Here is a 20,244-nt window from a genome sequence, read left to right as displayed (position 1 = left end):
GTGATAATAATGTTACAAATTAAGCATTTATCTAAGATATATAAATCTAAAAATGTTGAAGTCCATGCTCTTAACGATATAAATCTTGAAATTCAAGACAAAGGTATGGTTTTTATTTTAGGTAAAAGTGGAAGTGGAAAGTCTACTCTTTTAAATGTTTTAGGAGGGTTAGATCAATTTAATGAAGGTGAAATTATTATTTGTGGGAAATCGAGTCAGAATTTTAAACAGAGTGACTTTGATTCTTATAGAAATACTTTCATAGGATTTATTTTTCAAGAGTACAATGTTATGGATAACTTTACTGTGAAAGAAAACATTGAACTGGCTTTACAGCTTCAGGGTAAGAAAGTTGAACAAACTGTTATCCAAAGCATTCTTGAAGAAGTTGATTTGCAAGGACTTGAAGATCGTAAACCTAATGAGTTATCAGGTGGTCAATTGCAAAGAGTCGCAATTGCCAGAGCATTGATTAAGAATCCTGAAATTATTATGGCTGATGAACCAACTGGTGCACTTGATAGTCATACAGGAAAACAGGTCTTTGATACCCTTAAAAAACTATCTAAAAACAAACTCGTTTTAATTGTTTCACATGATAAAGAATTTGCTAAATATTATGCTGATCGTATTATTGAATTAGCAGATGGAAAAATCATTAGTGATACAAGTAAGGAAAGTATTGCTCCAAAAAAAATCAATAATGGTATTTCTATTTTAGAAGATGAATTCATAAATATAGAGAACTCGAAACAATTGACAGATGAAGATATTCAGGAAATTGTCAATAGATTAAAGACACATGATGGTGAAACTGTTATATCATTTAATCAAAATACAAACAAAGAGATTAAGAAAACTAACCATATTGATGATAGTGGAAATTTAGAAGTTTTTCATAAAACTTCTAAAAAACATCTCAATATGAAAGATTATGCATCCAAAACGATATCCTTTATCAAATCAAAACTACCTTTTAAAAGTTCTATGAAGATAGCATTATCTAATCTGAAATTAAAACCATTTCGATTATTTATAACGATAATGCTATCTGTATCTTCTTTTACTCTCTTTGGATTTACGAATACGCTTTCTCAATACAACAAAGAGACAACAACATTTCACTCCATGAAGGATAGCCAAGTTAATTATATTTCAATTGGAAAAACAGAAAAAATGGGTACTGAAAATTACACTTATGAGGCACCTACAAAACTTAAGAAAGAAGATTATCAAAATCTTCAAAAGAAATATCCAACGCTTCATTTTACAAATACATTTTCTAGTAATGTTTCAACAAGTTTAGATGTTACACAACATATTGAGAAAATAGCTAAGTTATCTGGAAATAATGAACAAATGTTTTATCAAACTTCATTCTCTGCATTAGCACAAATTGATAATGAAATGATTAAGGCCAATCAATTTACTTTCAAAGGCCGTCTACCACAAAATGATACTGAAATTGTTATAACTGAATTTCTAGCAAATACTTTTAAACAATTGGGATATCAAATAACTGATGCAAAAGGAAATACAAATCATAATAATATTCAATCATCAGAAGATTTGATAGGAAGAATATTAAAATTAACTGTAAATGATAAAGAGATTAATTTTAGAATCTCTGGTATTTTAGATACACATATTGATTTATCTAGATATGAAAGCCTTAAGGAAGATAAGGAGCAGAATTTCTCTCAATACTATTTATCTACTGAACTACAAACTTTATTATATAACAGTTATCATTGCTTAGGCTATGTAAGCGATTCTCGTTTACAGGATGCTATTGATAATTACAATGTTTATGTAACGCAAACAAATGGAAGATATATGGATATTAATTATGAAGATAATTACTACAATCCTGAATCTTTCTATCGATATGATGACATCAATAAAGATCAACTTATAGATTTTAATAATGGTGGTAGTTTCTATGTCAATTATCAAACGATTAAGAATATACGTTTTGGTAATACAACAATTCAAGATTATGTGAATCAAAATATAACTAATTCTTCAAATGAAAAAGAAATGATGCGTATCATTAAAGAGGCAGTAAAAAAATATGAGTCTCAGATTGTTAATTCTAAAATCAAATTATCTATCTCTTCTGACACATACTTAGAAAATATCATTGATAAAATTGCAGGTGTCTATATTGATTTGTCTCATGAAGAAAGTCACAGTTTTGTTTTAAAAGATACTCTCATCCAAAAATACAATCTTAAAACTGATGGTTACTCTGAATGCCTTATTGCTCCTATGGTTGATGATGAGATGTTAAAAGATATCATTTCATACACATATAATGATAACATAGATCAATCAAGTTATGTTCTTAATAATCAGGTCATGCCTATGTTATCTTCTGTCAATTCAGTTATATCTACTTTAGAAAATGTATTCTTTTATATAGGAATTGGCTTTGCGGTCTTTGCTTCCATCATGTTCTGTAATTTCATTGCCACAAGTATTGCTAATAAAAAACGTGAAATAGGTATTTTAAGGGCAGTGGGAGCACGTGGTATAGATGTTCTTAAAATATTCTTAAATGAAAGTTTGATGATTGCAGTTATTAACTGGATACTCTCAGTTATTGCATGTTTTGCTGGAGTCACTTTAATCAATCAATATATTAGAAATGAATTTGGGGTGCTTGTGACAATTCTTAATTTTGGATTGTTACAAATTGTATTACTTCTTATGATTTCTATTGCGGTTGCTTGTATAGCATCAGCTATTCCAGTTTATAAGATATCTAAGAAAAAGCCAATTGATGCAATTAAAGATAGAAAGTAATATAAATGGAGGGTCAATTATTCATAATTGGCTCTTTTTCATTAAAAAAAGATTAGTCTATTAAAACTAATCTATTTCTTTAAGAATTTCATTCAAATCATCTTCATTAAATTGATATTTCTCATTACAGAATTGACATTTCATTTCACAACCATGATCTTCATCTATCATTGCTTGTATTTCATCTTTACCAACTGTCATTAAAGCTGTTGCCATTTTATCTTTTGAACAATCACATTCAAAGAATAAATCTTGGGTTGCTAAGATTTCTACATCTTCAAAAATAACTTTTAAGATGTCCTCTGGTGTTTTTCCTTCATGGATTAAAGCAGAAACAGGTGGGAAATCTTTCATTCTTTCTTCAATAAATTGAATATCTTCATCTGTTGCATTAGGTAACAATTGAATAATAAAACCACCACTTGATAATATCTCATTAGTATCATTCACTAGAACACCAACAGAAACAACTGAAGGTATCTGTTCAGAAGCCATAAAATAATATGAAAAATCATCTCCGATTTCACCACTCTGTAACGGAACAGTTCCAACAAAGGGTTCTTTTAATCCCATATCTTTAATAACTTGTAATGAACCCTCTTTCCCTACTGCAACACCAACGGCTAATTTACCTGTATCATTATATGTATAATGAACTTCAGGATTTGCTACAAAGGCTTTAATTTTCCCATCACTATGTGTCGTTGCTAAGATTGTTCCAATTGGACCTCCACCATTAATTGTAATAGTCATTTTTTCATTATTTTTATTCATAGCACCCATCATAAGAGTCGCAGACATAACACGCCCTAATGCTGCAGAGGCCGTTGGCCATAATCCATGTTTTGCTCTTGCTTCTTCTAAAAGATTTGTTGTCTGACATGCAAAGACACGGCAATTCTTTGATTCAACAATTCCTCTTACTAAATAATCTTTCATGTTCTAGCCTCCAAAAGCAAAATAGCTTATTAATGGTAGAATCATACATAACACTAAAATAAATACTAATATTTTGCTCATTGTACTTCTTTTCATTTTCATTCTCCTTTGAAAAAATAAGCGCTAAGCGCTTATTTCATTTCATCTAATAAATCATCATCTAAGTCTACTGGATCAGGAGTCTTAGGCGCATCAGGGAATGTGATATCTTGATGATCTTGAGTATCATCTACTTTACCATCATGCATTTCTAACATAACACCTGTATTGTATAATGATTCAATTTGTTCATTATTTAAAGTTTCATGTTCTAATAAAGCATTGGCAATTGTCACTAATTTATCCTTTTGAGCTTCAATAATCTCCTTACATTCAGCATAACACCCATCAATAATCTTGCGTACTTGCTGATCAATTTCAAATGCAATTTGTCCTGAATGTGAGTTATCCTGTGAAGAGTAATCTCTCCCTAAGAATACCGCATTTTGTCCAGATGCATATTTAATTGGACCTAAATCAGACATACCTAATTCTGTAACCATTAATCTTGCAATTCTTGTTGCCTGTTCAATATCATTATGAGCACCTGAAGTGACATCACCAAAGAAGACTTCTTCAGCCACACGTCCACCCATATAGCCAGTGATACTAGCCATTAACTGAGATTTAGTCTGTAAATATGTTTCCTCTTTAGGTGTCATCAAGTTATATCCACCAGCATTCCCTCTTGGAATGATAGTTACCTTCTGAACCTTATTGGCATGTTCTAAAGTCAAACCGATAATCGCATGTCCAGCTTCATGATAAGCAACAATTTTTCTTTCATGTTCAGTATACTTACGAGATTTTTTCGCAGGTCCACCAATAACACGATCAATCGCTTCATCAACATCATCTAAAGTAATTAATTGATGACCTTGTCTTACTGCTAATAAAGCAGCTTCATTTAACACATTTGCTAATTCAGCACCAGAGAATCCCGGAGTACGCTGAGCAACATTATCAAAATTCACATCTGGTGCAAACTTCTTGTTTCTCGCATGAACTCTTAAGATTTCTGCTCTTGCTCTCTTATCAGGATTAGCAACCTGAATTTGTCTATCAAAACGTCCTGGACGAAGTAATGCAGGATCTAAAACATCAGCACGGTTTGTCGCAGCTAAAATAATAATACCCTCATTACCACTAAATCCATCCATTTCTACTAATAACTGATTTAAAGTTTGTTCACGTTCATCATGTCCACCACCAACACCAGTTCCTCTTTGTCTACCAACTGCATCAATTTCATCAATAAAAATGATACATGGAGCATTTTGTTTGGCTTTTTTAAACATATCACGAACACGTCCAGCACCTACACCAACAAACATTTCTACGAATTCAGAACCTGAAATTGAATAGAATGGAACGTTGGCTTCACCAGCAACTGCTCTCGCAAGTAAAGTTTTCCCTGTACCTGGTGGCCCTACCAATAAAACACCTCTTGGAATTTTAGCCCCCATACTTACAAACTTCTTAGGATTCTTTAAGAAATCAACCAATTCAGTTAATTCTTCTTTTTCTTCATCAGCACCAGCAACGTCAGCAAATTTTGTATTGCTGTCTTTTTCTAACTTCGCACGTGAGTTTCCAAAATCGAAAGCTTTGGCATTGGCTCCACCGCCACCACCAATACTTCTCATTACAAATATCATGACACCAATTAATAAAACATAAGGAAGCAATCCTAAAATGGTATCCATTAACATATTTTCACTTTTAGCATCTAGAACACTAACCTTAATGCCTTTATCTTCTAATAACTGCATCAATGAATTTAATTCTTCATCAGTTTGCGGAACATTTGTCTTAAATGCATAAGTGACATCTTTTCCTTTTTCATTTTTTGTGTACTTTCCTTCTACACTTGTCACGTAAATACCTGGCATAACTGTCATTTCAGTAACTTTTTGTTTGTCTAAAATGGAAACAAACTCATTGTAATTGACTGCACTTGACTTTCCTGTGTTTAACAATGGCACAAGTGAACTCAATAAGATAATGACAACTAACCAAGGCATTATCGCTTTAAATAAACTCTTATTTTTGTTATTCATACGATCTCCTTTTTATTGATAACATTCTTCTTTAAGAATACCAACATATGGTAAGTTTCTATATTTTTCATCAAAATCTAACCCAAATCCAATAACAAATGCATTTGGAATTTCAAAACCAACATATTTAGCTTCTATCGGGAAAGTTCTTCCTTCTTTTTTATCAAGCATTGTTACAATTTCAACAGTTGCTGCTCCACGTTCTTCTAACATTGCTTTCACTGTTGACAAAGTTTTTCCAGTATCTAAAATATCTTCAACCAATAAAATATCTTTACCTTTGACATCCTGATCAAGATCTTTCTTGATAGTGATTGTACGAGATTCAGTACCTTCATAACTGCTCACATCCATATAATCAAAAGTGACATCAAGATTTACATACTTAGAAAGCTCTGCCAAGAAAGGAACAGAACCTTTCAGCAAACCTACTAAGACCAAATTCTTATCATGATAGTCATTCATAATTAACTTTCCTAATTCTTTACATTTCTGAGAAATTTCATCTTGGGTATATAAAATTTCCTTTACATCTTTATGCATATTTTCCACTCCTTATTACGGTTATCCTATTTTATCACAAATACATTAGGTTTTGTAGTCAAATAATCAATGTTTTTTGCAATATGTGGGACTAGAATAATAGTTTTATCCTTATTTAACACAACTGGCCATGTTTTTCTCTTTAATGCAGGTATTTTTGCATTAATAAATAAGCGAGAAAGCTTCTTTGTTCCTGAAGAAGTCATAATACTATCGCCATCTTGCATTGTCCTTATTGTAATAGGATAATCATTTGGGCTTAAATATACACCTTCATTAATGTGTCCATTTTCCAATAAATGAAAGTGTTCACAACCAAAAGGAATATATTCCTTAAATTCATAGTAATAGCCCTTGGTTTTTTCTTTATCGATGATATAAACATTATCGTATTCTTTTATGAACAGATAATTAACTGGTAAGTTCATTTGAATATTTGGTTTAACACTATTAATCTGATGTTCAATTTCATCAATTAATGAATGAGAAATTAATTGGGGGTGCATGACATCTTTCAAAATTAAATATAAGAATAGTTTTCTTAAGTCAGATGGAATATAGTAATAGTAAATTTGTCCATCTGCTTTATATTGTTGGTAATAAGGGTTAACTTTAAACTCTAATTCTTTGATTCTTTGATTATGTTCCTGAGCTTTTTTAAACAGATTTTCTTTTTGCGTTTTGGTATAATGTTTTAAGATTGTATTTCTAATTCTATCACGTTCAAAATCAATTTCAAAGTTTGTATAATCATCATGATACTCAATATGCTGCTCATGACAGACTTGTAATATTTCATCTTTATAACTCCTCATAAGAGGCCTAATCACGCGCATATCCTGGACATAACTTTCTTCCTTAATTCCAAGATAATGGACTGTATTATGGCGTTCTAATTGCATATATACAGTTTCTAAATGATCATCAAGATGATGTCCGAGAATTAATCCATCACATTTATAAAGTTTATATATTTCTTTATAAAAACGATATCTCAATGTACGTGCCTGATCTTGAAAGTTTCCATCATGATAATCAGCTTCATGAAACTGCTTATAGTAAAAAGGCAAACCATGAGTTGCACAATAATCACAAACCAGTTCATAATCAATATAACTATCATGACGATAATTATAATTCACATGCGCAACAAGTAAGTGATATCCCTTTTTTCTTAAAGTATCCAATAAGTACATAGAATCACAGCCACCAGAAACACCAATGACATAATATGAAGTTTTATTTAATAGTTTTTCATTCACATCGATCACTCCACTAGCCTATTATAACAAAGAAATGTGAATTCAAAAACAAAAATCCCAATATTTTGGGATTATTGCTTACAAAGTTTTAAAACAATCAGTGTCATATCATCATTTTTCTCTTCATCACTTGCTAGATTTGTTAATAAATGTGCTATTTCTTTTGGATGATCTTCATCTATAAGATATTTATTGTTTTCTATAAAATCACCAAACTGACTTGTGAAACCATCTGAGACCATAAAAATAATATCGTTTTCTAATAACTGATATTTGTCAGTAGAAGTTTCTAATGGAGAAACAATTCCCATTGGTAATGATTGTGATTTCAATTCTATCAATTCATTATCTCTTAAAATGTATGTTGGACATGCACCATATTTAACCAATACTGCTTTTCCTAATACCAAATTGACTTGAATCAAATCTAATGTTGTAAACATATCATTTCGATTTTTAATCTTCAACAAAGCATTTACAGACTGTACTGCATCCTTTAATGAAATCCCATTAATAATCAGCTGTTTCATAATATCCAATGTTAAAGAAGAATCATCACTTGCCTTTTGACCCTGTCCCATACCATCACTTAATGCAAAATATTGATTTTCATTCATTGAAAACAATGCATAACTATCTCCACAAGCCACTGGATCTTTAGAACTCTGAGAAATCCCATATTGAACATAATAACGCGTACAATGCTTTAAAACAAGATATGTATAGCCCAATTGATGCATTGGTGTTTTTAATACTTCTATATCCAATGTCTCATTTAAATATGTTTCCAAAATAGGTACAAATTCATTTTCAATTTCTTCTCTTGTCACTTCATATAAACCAATTTCTATGTAATAAACAGATTGTGATTCATAACATTTTTTCAAATGAGCTATTTGGAAATGATATCCACTCATATGCTCATAAATATGACTTTCTTCAATATTACCAATCTTTAATTGGGTTGAAAATTGATTAAAAACATCGTTTAGCAATGAAAATTGATGATAAAGATCTCTTTTCATAGTTTGATATTCTTGTTGAACTCGATAGATTTTATGGTAATCTTTATGATAAGAATGAACTATATCTAAGTATTGCTCTGGTTTTAAACAATAATTAAAGATAAATTCTTCATCATCTTCACTATATGTTTCTTTTAAACCTTTATTCATTAATTTAACCAAACGATTTGGTCCATATTTCTTATTAAAACAGGTTTCTTGACTCGAACAGTTTTGACACATATCTTCATAAACATATCCAATATATTCTAAAGAATGATTATGAGAAGGTGTTTCATTGAATAATGAAGTCATCTGTTCAAACAGCCTGCAAAATGAATCTACCTGCTTAGATAACTGTTGTTTCATTGTTACTTCCTGATAGGAAGAAGATAAAATCGGCTTATTCTTAAACATTGGTAAAATGAGGAATATAAGACCACTTAAACTAATAATAATTCCATGATACATATAAGAGAATTCTAAAAAGAAAGGCAGAATTAAATGGGCTACAAAATACATACTTACAATAGTAAGCTTAGTTTGACATTTTACCATGTAAAAGAAAAACAATGGAATTAAAAAGGCAAGTATATCATCTTTATATCCCAAATCCATCAATAACATCAACATTGATGCATAAAACAGTCCTGGCAATAAATCATCTAAGCATTCATGATAAACCATTACCAAAATAAATACACGAATAATAATCATAGTGACAATTTGTGAATAAGGCAATAAACTCATCATACAAATCAAGATCACAACAGCTAAAGATTTTACACGCTCATGTGTTAATAATTCAGATTCCCCGTGAATAAATAATGGTGCCAAATATGCAAAGATAATTGTATTGAAATATGTAAGAACTGTTAATAAAAGTGTTGAAAGAAGATCAATTTGAATATATGCATAATAAACGCCTGCAATCAATGTTAACAGATAAGGAACATATCTTGATTTCATTGATTGGAAAATCAAACAAAATTCTAAGAGTATAAATGAAAAAAGACTAATAACAAGGATCTCATAGGGGACATGCAATAACAATACACCAGCAGATATCCCTACAAGATAACTTAATAACGCTTGATATCCACACATAAAGCATAGATAAAATAAAGGTAACACAAACAACAATGATGTATGATCAATGTTGACTAATGAAACCAAAAAAGAAATAAGCGTTATGTAAAAGACAAATTGAATTTTTATTTTTTTAGTACGACTCGGATTGATAATCAGTTCCATATTTTCACCTCACATGCCATTATAGTCTCTCTTCTTTAAATTATTTGTCACTTTAAGAAGGCAAAAAAAGAATATCATTCACGATATTCTTTCTTGTATTTATAAAAACTTGTGCGACTAATATGTAAGTGTGTAATCGCTTCTCTTTCACTGAGTTCTTTTTTATTAAAGGCATCAACAACATATTGGAAATCATCTGGCAAAGATAATGGGCGTCTTCCAAAAATAACTCCCCTCTTTTTTGCAGCCTCAATTCCTTCTCTTTGTCTTTGTTTAATATTTGTACGTTCCTCATGGGCACAAAAACTTAAAACCTGCAAAACCAAATCAGCAATAAAAGTTCCTAAAATGTCTTTAGATAATGTTGTATCTAATAAAGGCATATCTAAAACTCTTATATCAGCTTTCTTATCTTTTGTTATAAGTCTCCACTGTTCAATAATTTCATCATAATTTCTACCCAATCGATCAATAGATTTAATAATAATCAAATCACCTTCTCTTAACCTTCTGATCATTCTCATATAACTTGGCCGGTTAAAATCTTTACCTGACATCTTATCAATAAATATCGATTTTCTTTCCAAATGAAACTTCTCTAAAGCAGCTAATTGTCTAGCAACATTTTGGTCTTTACTAGAGACTCTCACATATCCATATACTTTTCCCATTATTTACCTCCTTTCAAACTTTCATTTTCTCAAACTTTTCATAAAAGTTCTACTGGTAATAATTGGAAATATGACATTATCGCTAAAAAGATAATATTTTTCAGTTAAATTTGATTAAAACTATGCTTTTTTTGTCTATGCTTCATAAAAAAATAGAAACCTCCCAAAAGAAAATTCCTATTCTCTTTCATAATTAAATTATTCCTGATAGAAAGAGTATTGTTTTCTACCAGATTTTTTTGCACTATATAAAGCTTGATCCGCATGCTTATAAATGTCTTCATAATCATCACCATTCTCTGGATATAAAGCAATTCCCATGCTTAATGAGATTGGATATTCTTTATAACGACAAGATACACAATCATGGATTTCTCTTACCCTTTTTTCTACATCACCCTCATATTTAATGAAGACCATAAATTCATCTCCACCCACTCGTGAAATAATACTTTTTTTTCCTATACAGTCTAAAAGTTTCTTTGAAAAATATCTCAATACTTCATCACCGAACATGTGACCAAAGAAATCATTAGCATTTTTAAAATAGTCTAAATCTATCAGAATCATAGCATAATGTTCATAAGGATGTTTAGACATAATCATTTCAATTTGTTGACGAGCCGTCTTATGGTTAGATAATTTGGTTAAAGAATCTTGTGCAGCAATTCTTTTTAATTTATTCATCTTGGTATATTCATCATGAATATCAACACATTTACCAATAACATCAGTTATTTCAGGAATATCATTTTCAACCCATAAAGGTCTTGCAAGTATTTTAAACCAGCGCCAATCTTCTTTTACTTTTATTTGTGTAATGATTTCTACAATTGGATGATCTATAGAAACAGATTTAACTTTATTTTGAAATTCATTTAAGGAATCTAATGAAATAATCTCCAACATTGTCTGATTCTCTATTGGGGCAATAATAATCTCTGGCATATTTAAATGATGAGCTCCCCATTCTGATACTGTTAAAATATTAGATTTTATATTAAATTCAAATTGTATTTCACCAGACATGGATGCAAAAAATTTATATTTAGTTCTTTCCTGCTCTAAAAGTGCAAATGTTCTGTTAGAGACGCTAGTTTTTTTAAATATATGTTCATTCATACTTTGAGATTCTAAATTTAAAAGAGAATCTTCTGTTTCATATATTGTTAATCTTTCATTTAATTGTTGACTCCCATGAAAAAGACAATCTAATAACTCTGGATGAAATGCACCACACTGTCCTGCCATGATCATTTCAACTGCTTTGTCATGTGAATAGGGTGGCTTATATGCTCTTTTGCTTGTTAAGGCATCGTAGACATCCGCTAATGCAACAATCTGTGCACTAATAGGTATTTGTTCACCAGTTAAATGATCTGGATAACCGCATCCATCGTAGCGTTCATGGTGCCAGCGACAAATATCATGTGCTGTTTGAATTAAACTTTCTTGTTTAAAATATGGGATATCTTTTAAAATCTGAGCTCCAAAAAGAGTATGTCGCTTCATAATTTCAAATTCTTGTTCAGTTAATTTTCCAGTTTTATTTAGCAAAGTATCAGAAATCATAGTTTTACCAATATCATGTAATGAAGATGCATTCATGACTTCGGCTATATAACTATCAGAAAAATGATAATTTTCTGACCTTTGAGAAAGTGAACGCATCAAAAATTCAGTAATAATACGAATACGTAAAACATGCATACCACTTTCACCATTACGAAACTCTACAATATGACTCAAAATTTCAATCATTAAAAGATTATTCTTCTCTTTTTCAAGTATTTGTTCTGTAATCATATTTTCTAGTTGTTTATGTTTAGCATTGAGTAAGATTGTATTTTGAACTCTTTTTTGAACAATTAAATCATCAAATGGCCTATTGATATAATCACAAACACCTAAATCATATGCTTTATCAATAGATTGAGAGGCCGTATCAGAAGTTATTGTTATGACTGGTAAATATTGAATCCAGTTATTCTTATTCATTAACATTAAAACTTCAAAACCATTCATTACTGGCATTACTATATCTAACAAAACAAGTGAGATACTCTCAAGATTTTTTTCTATATACCCAATAGCCTCTAATCCATTTTCTACTTCTACAATATCATATTCTGGAGATAGAATATCAATCAATAAAGAGCGATTTATAGGTGAATCATCAACAATAAGTATTTTATTTTTACTTCCCATATTATATTCTTCTTTCTCTTTATTCTTCTTCAAGACAACGTATAGCCTCTATAATTAAATCATAATCTTCTTTAACATTGTTATAGAGGTCTTCAACATCTGTCTCATTGTGACGCAATGCTTCAGTTAATTCACAACTTGAAACAACTAACCTTTCCATCATAAGATTAGTACTCACACCCTTTAACGTATGTGCATAACGGAAAGCATCCTCATACCTTTCTTCTTTCAATGCTTTTGTTAATTCTTGCATACAAGTATCTTTTCTAAATTTTAAGAGATATTTAATAACTCTTGCCTCTGTCATGAGTAATCGCATGATTTCCTCATAATTCCCCCCAAACATCTCATAACATTCTTTTACATTCATCATATATTTTTCCCCTTTGCTTCTTTATGAATTTATTTTGTTATCATATATATTTTTCTAAAATACTTGTTAAATTATCAATATCGATTGGTTTTGCAATATGGTCATTCATTCCTGCACGTTGTGCTTGTATAATATCATCAAAGAAAACATTAGCTGTTAAAGCTATAATAGGTATTGATTTTACATCTTCTCGCTTCAATTGTCGAATATGCTTTGTTGCCTCATAACCATTCATAACTGGCATCTGAATATCCATAAGAATAGCTGTATAATAATATTCAGGTGAAGTATTATACATTTTTAAAGCTTCTTCGCCATTCGCTGCACTTTCAACTAAGACACCTTTCATTGATAATAATTCCTCTGCAATTTCACGATTCAGTTCATTATCTTCGACTAATAGAATACGACTCCCACATATATCTGAATAATGTTCTCTTAATATATCCTCTTTGGAATTCAATATTTCATTCGTACAAAATAAACTTAAAACATGAAGTATTTTTGACTTAAATAATGGTTTTGTAATAAAGGCATCTGCTCCAGCACGTGTAAACTCTTCTTCTATATCAGACAAATCATATGCTGAAACAATTATAATAGGCACGTTTTCATCCATTTTTTCACGAATTGCTTTGACTGTTTCCAAACCATCCATATCTGGCATTTTCCAATCAATAATAACAGCAAAATATCCTTTGTCTATATTGTGAGCATGAGTAACTCTTTCTAGTGCTTCCATTCCAGATAACACCCATTCTCCCCGCATCCCCAGTTCATTAATAAGCATAACAGCACTTTCACACACAATTTGATCATCATCAACAACCAAAACTGATTGTCCCACTAATTTCTCTTCATTTTCCTCTTCTTCTAATTGTAATTGAAGGGGGATGGAAACTGTAAAGATTGTCCCTTTCCCCAATTGACTTTCGACCTCAATAGTTCCATTCATCATATTCACAATATTTTCAGTAATGGCCATTCCTAGTCCTGTTCCCTGAATTTTATTAATACGTGTATCTTCAGCACGACTAAACGGTTCAAAAATATGTGGTAAAAAGTCTTCAGACATACCGATGCCATTATCATAAAACTTAAATTCAAATCTACCTTTATCTAAAATCAATGAGTCCAATTCATTAATAACTAAAGAGATCTGACCACCTCGTGGTGTATATTTAACAGCATTAGAAATAAGATTCATAAATATTTGTTTTAACCGATCTCCATCAGCAACCACTTTTTCATGTTTAATTCTACCAATGACTATACTAAAATCTTGTTGTTTTTCATCAATAAGCGCTCTACACATATCTGAAACATCATCAATTAATTCTGGTAAATTTACATCTTCAAGCATTAAATCAATTTTTCCACTCTCAATCTTAGACATATCTAAGACCTCATTTATTAAACTCAATAAATGACGACTAGAAATTTTAATTTTATGAAGACAATCAGAGACTTTTTCTGGAAAATTTATATGAGCCTGTGCAATTGATGCCATTCCTACAATGGCATTCATTGGTGTTCTAATATCATGTGACATTGAAGACAAGAAATCAGTTTTTGCAGAATTTGCAATTTTCGCAATTTGGTAGGCATCTTCTAATGCTTGACGTTGTCTTTCTTCCTCTCGCCTTGCTTCAGTCACATCAAGTCCTACACTATAATATGATGGAATTCCATCCCAACTATCTTCTACACTTAAATAACAAAGTGTAACTGTTAAAATACGTTCTTCTCCATCACGTCTATTCATTTTCACTTCAAAAACTGCATTATCCCCTGTTTTTGTAAGGGTCTGAGCAATCACTAAAGCTCGTTTTAAATCATCTTCTTGTATATATCGACATTGTGACTGAAGTTCATTTTCAAATTGTTCTGCAGTATAACCAATTAACTCTAAAAATTTTTCATTATACCATAATATAGTACTAAAATCTCGTGTATCTAACCTTGCCAACCCACCTGGTATTGATTTTAAAATGGCTTCTCGTTCTTGATCTTTCTTAGATAATTTATATTCTGCACTGTACATATCGTGAGATAATTCTATTCTTGTTCTATGTCCTTCCCAATTGATTTGACGATTTTTAATCATAAAAGTACGTTCAAGCGTCGGATTATAAAATTCCCAATTATATGATTCATCTTCTTTTAAAATATGATTTGTACAAAAAGGACAAGGTGATGTCCTTCCCTGAATGACTTCATAACATTTCCTTCCAATCACTTGTTCTTTTGTAGCTTTCAAAGTTTCATAAGCTGTTTTATTAAGATACAACAATTCATAAGTATCCATATCACTCAAATAAACATTTCCTTCATATTCAGACATTAACCACTCAAAATTACGCTTTCTCTCTTCTTTAAGCTGATACAAAGTCTCTTTTTCATGCATAATATCATCAATCTGTGTATAAACAATAGATATTTCAACTTTCTCTTGAGTTTTTATGATTGTTACTGTCATACGCATCCATATAGACTGACCATTATTTATAGACAAACATGTATCATATTCTAACATTTGCTTATTGTTCTTTACAGCATCCATAAGACTTGCTTTCATCTTTTCATAATCTTCTAAATGATCATATAAATCTTTAAGATTATACTTTTCTTCTCGCTTCAAGCCTAATAACTGATAAAAGTAATCATTAGCCCAGATTATACTTAAACTCTCATCTAACAAATTCTTACTCATCGCGATACAAATATGATTAAGTTCAAAAGAACTTCCCTGTATACCTTCTCTCATTTCCTTTGCCTCCATTTGTATATATCAAATCCAAATAACCCCTTGTTCATATATATGTTTATTATATCATATACGATTTGGAAAAAGAATAAGTTTTGATTTTTGTAGAAAAAGAATGAATAAGTGTATGAAATCACATCAAAAAGGTGTTAGAATAAGAATATCTAAACACTTATCATATGTAGAAGGGGGCAACCATTTTGAAAAGTAATCATGATTTACAAAATGTTATCTATCATATGCTAGTGACTCAAATAAAACTAGGTGTCTATCATTTCAATGATCATCTTCCCTACATAAAAGAAATGAGTCTATATCTCCAAGTCGCACCAGAAACCATTCGATATGCATATAATAAATTAAAAGACAATCATTATATCTCGTTATCAAAAAATACAGGTGCGAAAATCATTATCGAATATAGTCAGGATGAGATTCAAAATCATATACAAGAGTTCTTTATAACAAGAAAAGATGCATTAATCGATTTAAGTCAATCAATGCAACCACTTTTTAGTCATATTCAATGGCTCAGTTTAAAAAATGCTTCTGAAGAATCGTTAAATGAATTAGAGCAATTGATTACAAAGAGAGAAATCTTTGTCTCTTATAGAGCTATTCATATTTTCCTAAAATTATTTAGTTTTTTAAAAAATGATATATTAATAAGATTAATCTGGTGGATTTATATATTCTATCAAATTCCTTTCTTTAGTGTTTATAAAGAAATCTCTATACTAGAAAAAAATGGATATTTACTTCTAGAAATAGTCAGACTATGTCGCCAGCAAGACTGGGACAAATTAAAAATAGCTATAGATAAATCTCACGAACAGATTCATACTAATCTTATGCAATTCTATAAAAGTCATATTCACTATGCTTCTAGTCATGAAAAAATTGCATTTTCTTGGGATGTATATAAGCGAAATGAACAAAAACAGTATTCTTTAGGAACTGAAATCATTCAGGATTTGAGTCGTGGTAACTATCGAGAAGGTAGTTTCTTACCATCTTTAGACTCATTAGCAATTCAAAAAAATGTATCAGTGAGTACTGTTCGAAGAACATTGACTTTACTTAGGCAAATTGGTGCTGTAAAATCAATCAATGGTGTTGGCACTCAAATTCTACCTATAAATAAAATTGCTGAAAACTGTGACTTTTCTCAAAACTCTACCAAAAAGAGACTAAGTGATTTTGTTCAAAGCCTTTATATTCTTACAAACTCCTGTCAAGAAATTGTTCAATTAACTTTAGTACATATGGATGAAAGTGAAATTAATCAACTCATAATATTACTTGAAAAACTACGAAACATTCATCGCTGTGAATTAGCTGCATATTCTGTTTTGCATTATGTTGTGAAATACGCCCCCTATAATGCTATTAGTATAATTTATTCACAATTATTTGAACAATTACTTTGGGGATATCCTTTACGGAGTATAATGAAAGTTCTTCATAATATCACAATTCATATAGATACTCTTATTGAATGTTTACATATAAAGGATTTTAATCATTGTTCACATATAGTAGAACGCCTTATGATAAATGACCTCATTTCGGCTTCTCAATATTTAGAGAAGATAGGCTTGACTACACATATTGATATACAAACACTACAAATTTAAAATCCAAATGAAAAGCTAGATTATTAAAATCCAGCTTTTTTGATTTTTAAAATTTAAAGTAGAACAAAACTCCTTTATCAGTATTCTTAACACCATATTCAAAGTGATGTAAATCTAATATTGCTTTACATATTGCTAATCCTAAACCCGTTCCCTCTTCATTTCTCGCTTTATCGACTTTATGGAAAGTTAACCAGATTTTTTCAACTTCATCATTTGGAATCTGTGCTCCTTCATTTTCAACCTCAAAACAATGTTCATCCAAATGTACATATACACTCTTGCCATCTTCTGTATATCTAAGCGCATTACTAATAAAGTTATTAATGACCATTTCAATCTTAAAGTGATCAGCATGTATTGTTGCTGAATCTAATTCGGCATTCAAATGTATGTTTTTCTTCTCTAATAAATAGGCCATTGAATCTAAACTTTCATCCACAATATCAAGTAAATCAACATCTTCCATTGTTAATGATATATTTTGAGATTCTAACTTTGATAAATCCAGCATTGCTAAAACAAGTTCATTAATACGTTTAGCTTCATTTTGAATGATATCAATATATTCATTTCGTTTCTTTTCATCTTGTTCAAGTTCTACAAGTTCACTAAAACCATTAATAATTCCTAATGGTGTCTTAATTTCATGTGTAAAATTAGATACAAAATCTTTTCTTACACCTTCTAATTGAGTAACACGTTCAATTTCCTGATGTAAATTACTAATAGTCTTTTCCAGTTCTTTACTCATTATATCTATGCTACGTGCCAGATCACCTAATTCATCATGCCTTGTCATATCAATAGGATAATCAAACTCCTTACGAGCAATATGTTTTGCAGTTGTTTCAATACGACGAATTGGACGTACAATCATATAGGCTATAGATAAACAAATTAAAATAATTAATATAAATGCTAGAAAATATGTTGACGAATTATCAACCATAAATTGTTGTAAAGATTTCATGGTTAAATCAGTATATTCTTGTGTGACAAAGATATATCCTGCTGAAAGTAAATCTAACGATTCTTCTGTTGTATAGTCTAAACTTTGATTTGCATCTACGAGTAACGACCAGTCTTCTAATCGCATCATGACTGTAGAATAATATTTGCCATTGTATTCATATGGTGATAAAAGATAGTAATTAGAATAATCATTACCTGCAGAATGAAACTCTTTTCCAGAACTTTTAAATTTTTTAAAATTTCTTTGAATTTGATATTGTAACCCGTTCATAGCATTTTGATAGTCTACTACCAAAGCAGACTGCTTTTCTTCAAATTCTTTTGAACTATCTTGTTTTTCAGTCTGTTTTTGTATCTTCATTGTTCCAGATGCTGATGAAAAGAAGACAATTTCTTTATTATAACTTGTATAAGCACTTACTGTTCCTTGAAAGGTTTGGGTTTTTCCTTTGACATCTCCTGTATAAATAATTTCATCATTATAGACAAGGTTTTTAACTTGGATATCATTAAAACTCGCTTCTCCCTCTTCTGGCTGATGATCAAGTTTCACCTCTATTGAAATATTCCCCACTTCCTTTTGATGTTCAATTAAAAAATTTTCAATAGAATTGAGATCTTTTTTTGGCAATGATGTCAGATTAAAATAAAGAGGCCATGATTGGGAACCATAATATTCATCAGCGAAAATACACAACGTAGGACTTGAGACACCTTCCCTTGATGTCGAAACAATTTTCCCCTGACTATCAACTAAACATTTGATTTTCGTATTATCACCAGATAATGCACTGCTATATATTGATTGAAATGCATCTGATGTAATATCAACTTTATTCACAGCTACTGTTTCAATATAGGATTTAGCAAACTTATCTAAATTTCTCACAGTGACTTCAGCATCGGTTTCTAAAGTATTCTTTATATATCGATCAATTCCTAATCGAATTTCATTTCCTAAAACCACTGCAAAAGCTAAAAAAACAATACCAGAAATCTTAAGAATTAAGCTAAAACTTATTTTTTTCATTAGCTTCTACTCCTTTGGATCAAACATATATCCTATCTTCACAACGGTTTGAATATATGATGATGCTTCTAATAATTTCTTTCTTAGTTTTTTGACATATGTATCAACAATTCTCTGGTCCCCATAGTAATCATAACCCCAAACATGATCTAACAATTGATCTCTAGATAAAATTTTTCTCTTATTCTCTATAAAATAAATCAAAATCAAATATTCTTTATGTGATAATTGAATCTCAACGTCATTAACAAAGACTTCATGAGTATCTTCATCAATATGAATCATACCTACATCTAATGATTCATTTCCTTTATTCAATCTTTTCAAAAGAGCATTGCATTTCGCATACAACAATGAAGGAGTAAATGGTTTAGATATAAAATCATCAGCACCCAATTCATATCCTTTTAATTTATTCTCATCTTCACTTAATGCACTAATAAACAAAATAGGTATATCACTCTTTTGTCTAATTAATTTACAAACTTCATATCCATCAATTCCAGGCATCATAATATCTAACAATACAATATCATATGTTTCATCCAACAATGATAAAGCCTCATATCCATCACTTGCCTCTACTACGGCAGCACCTTGTTTACTAAAATACTCTACAATAAATAAACGAATTAATTTTTCATCTTCTACTAACAATACCTTCATCTATGACA

13 protein-coding genes are annotated in these 20,244 nt (G+C 30.4%); 2 read left to right on the top strand and 11 right to left on the bottom strand.

Features of this window, described 5'->3' with window-relative positions:
- Positions 1-9: 9 nt before the first annotated feature.
- Complete coding sequence (locus AC5M21_RS10850; protein WP_008789302.1) at positions 10-2,808, top strand: ABC transporter ATP-binding protein/permease; 2,799 nt, start codon at positions 10-12, stop codon at positions 2,806-2,808.
- A gap of 66 nt (positions 2,809-2,874) precedes the next feature.
- Here AC5M21_RS10850 and hslO read toward each other — a convergent pair whose 3' ends face one another.
- The 9 genes from hslO to AC5M21_RS10805 all read right to left on the bottom strand — a co-directional run bounded on the left by hslO (position 2,875) and on the right by AC5M21_RS10805 (position 15,928).
- Positions 2,875-3,747, bottom strand: a complete 873-nt coding sequence (gene hslO / locus AC5M21_RS10845; RefSeq protein WP_008789301.1) for an Hsp33 family molecular chaperone HslO — start codon at positions 3,745-3,747, stop codon at positions 2,875-2,877.
- A gap of 131 nt (positions 3,748-3,878) precedes the next feature.
- Complete coding sequence (gene ftsH, locus AC5M21_RS10840) at positions 3,879-5,846, bottom strand: ATP-dependent zinc metalloprotease FtsH (RefSeq protein ID WP_008789300.1); 1,968 nt, start codon at positions 5,844-5,846, stop codon at positions 3,879-3,881.
- Between the two features lie 12 nt (positions 5,847-5,858).
- Complete coding sequence (hpt, locus tag AC5M21_RS10835; RefSeq protein WP_008789299.1) at positions 5,859-6,389, bottom strand: hypoxanthine phosphoribosyltransferase; 531 nt, start codon at positions 6,387-6,389, stop codon at positions 5,859-5,861.
- Between the two features lie 26 nt (positions 6,390-6,415).
- The gene (gene tilS, locus AC5M21_RS10830; protein ID WP_008789298.1) at positions 6,416-7,651 is read right to left on the bottom strand and encodes a tRNA lysidine(34) synthetase TilS; all 1,236 of its coding nucleotides are present in this window, start codon (positions 7,649-7,651) and stop codon (positions 6,416-6,418) included.
- Positions 7,652-7,722: 71 nt separating this feature from the next.
- Positions 7,723-9,909 carry a PP2C family protein-serine/threonine phosphatase gene (locus AC5M21_RS10825; protein WP_008789297.1) on the bottom strand — a complete coding sequence of 729 codons (2,187 nt, stop codon included), beginning with the start codon at positions 9,907-9,909 and terminating at the stop codon, positions 7,723-7,725.
- Between the two features lie 74 nt (positions 9,910-9,983).
- Positions 9,984-10,580: a recombinase family protein gene (locus tag AC5M21_RS10820; protein WP_008789296.1), complete on the bottom strand. Its 597-nt coding sequence runs from the start codon at positions 10,578-10,580 to the stop codon at positions 9,984-9,986.
- Positions 10,581-10,778: 198 nt separating this feature from the next.
- The gene (locus AC5M21_RS10815; RefSeq protein WP_493531491.1) at positions 10,779-12,788 is read right to left on the bottom strand and encodes a diguanylate cyclase domain-containing protein; all 2,010 of its coding nucleotides are present in this window, start codon (positions 12,786-12,788) and stop codon (positions 10,779-10,781) included.
- 19 nt (positions 12,789-12,807) lie between these two features.
- Positions 12,808-13,161 (bottom strand): Hpt domain-containing protein, encoded by a 354-nt coding sequence (locus tag AC5M21_RS10810; protein WP_008789294.1) that lies wholly within the window; start codon positions 13,159-13,161, stop codon positions 12,808-12,810.
- A 40-nt stretch (positions 13,162-13,201) separates the two neighbouring features.
- Positions 13,202-15,928 (bottom strand): response regulator, encoded by a 2,727-nt coding sequence (locus tag AC5M21_RS10805; protein ID WP_117769007.1) that lies wholly within the window; start codon positions 15,926-15,928, stop codon positions 13,202-13,204.
- A gap of 200 nt (positions 15,929-16,128) precedes the next feature.
- Here AC5M21_RS10805 and AC5M21_RS10800 point away from each other — a divergent pair, with 200 nt between their 5' ends.
- Positions 16,129-17,565, top strand: a complete 1,437-nt coding sequence (locus AC5M21_RS10800) for a GntR family transcriptional regulator (protein WP_017144057.1) — start codon at positions 16,129-16,131, stop codon at positions 17,563-17,565.
- Between the two features lie 46 nt (positions 17,566-17,611).
- Here the strand turns inward: AC5M21_RS10800 and AC5M21_RS10795 are convergent, their stop codons facing one another.
- Positions 17,612-19,570 carry a sensor histidine kinase gene (locus tag AC5M21_RS10795; RefSeq protein ID WP_008789291.1) on the bottom strand — a complete coding sequence of 653 codons (1,959 nt, stop codon included), beginning with the start codon at positions 19,568-19,570 and terminating at the stop codon, positions 17,612-17,614.
- 6 nt (positions 19,571-19,576) lie between these two features.
- Positions 19,577-20,236, bottom strand: coding sequence for a response regulator transcription factor (locus AC5M21_RS10790; RefSeq protein WP_008789290.1), 660 nt, complete (start codon positions 20,234-20,236; stop codon positions 19,577-19,579).
- Positions 20,237-20,244: the final 8 nt, after the last annotated feature.

Source organism: Coprobacillus sp. (genome assembly GCF_984815275.1).
This window is presented reverse-complemented; position numbering and strand designations above follow the sequence as displayed.

Coding starts and splice junctions, on each gene's coding strand:
- AC5M21_RS10795 (WP_008789291.1), bottom strand. CDS start 19,570: ATGAAAAAAATAAGTTTTAGCTTAATTCTTAAGATTTCTGGTATTGTT.
- AC5M21_RS10820 (WP_008789296.1), bottom strand. CDS start 10,580: ATGGGAAAAGTATATGGATATGTGAGAGTCTCTAGTAAAGACCAAAAT.
- AC5M21_RS10815 (WP_493531491.1), bottom strand. CDS start 12,788: ATGGGAAGTAAAAATAAAATACTTATTGTTGATGATTCACCTATAAAT.
- ftsH (WP_008789300.1), bottom strand. CDS start 5,846: ATGAATAACAAAAATAAGAGTTTATTTAAAGCGATAATGCCTTGGTTA.
- AC5M21_RS10790 (WP_008789290.1), bottom strand. CDS start 20,236: ATGAAGGTATTGTTAGTAGAAGATGAAAAATTAATTCGTTTATTTATT.
- AC5M21_RS10805 (WP_117769007.1), bottom strand. CDS start 15,928: ATGAGAGAAGGTATACAGGGAAGTTCTTTTGAACTTAATCATATTTGT.
- AC5M21_RS10850 (WP_008789302.1), top strand. CDS start 10: ATGTTACAAATTAAGCATTTATCTAAGATATATAAATCTAAAAATGTT.
- hslO (WP_008789301.1), bottom strand. CDS start 3,747: ATGAAAGATTATTTAGTAAGAGGAATTGTTGAATCAAAGAATTGCCGT.
- AC5M21_RS10810 (WP_008789294.1), bottom strand. CDS start 13,161: ATGATGAATGTAAAAGAATGTTATGAGATGTTTGGGGGGAATTATGAG.
- hpt (WP_008789299.1), bottom strand. CDS start 6,389: ATGCATAAAGATGTAAAGGAAATTTTATATACCCAAGATGAAATTTCT.
- AC5M21_RS10825 (WP_008789297.1), bottom strand. CDS start 9,909: ATGGAACTGATTATCAATCCGAGTCGTACTAAAAAAATAAAAATTCAA.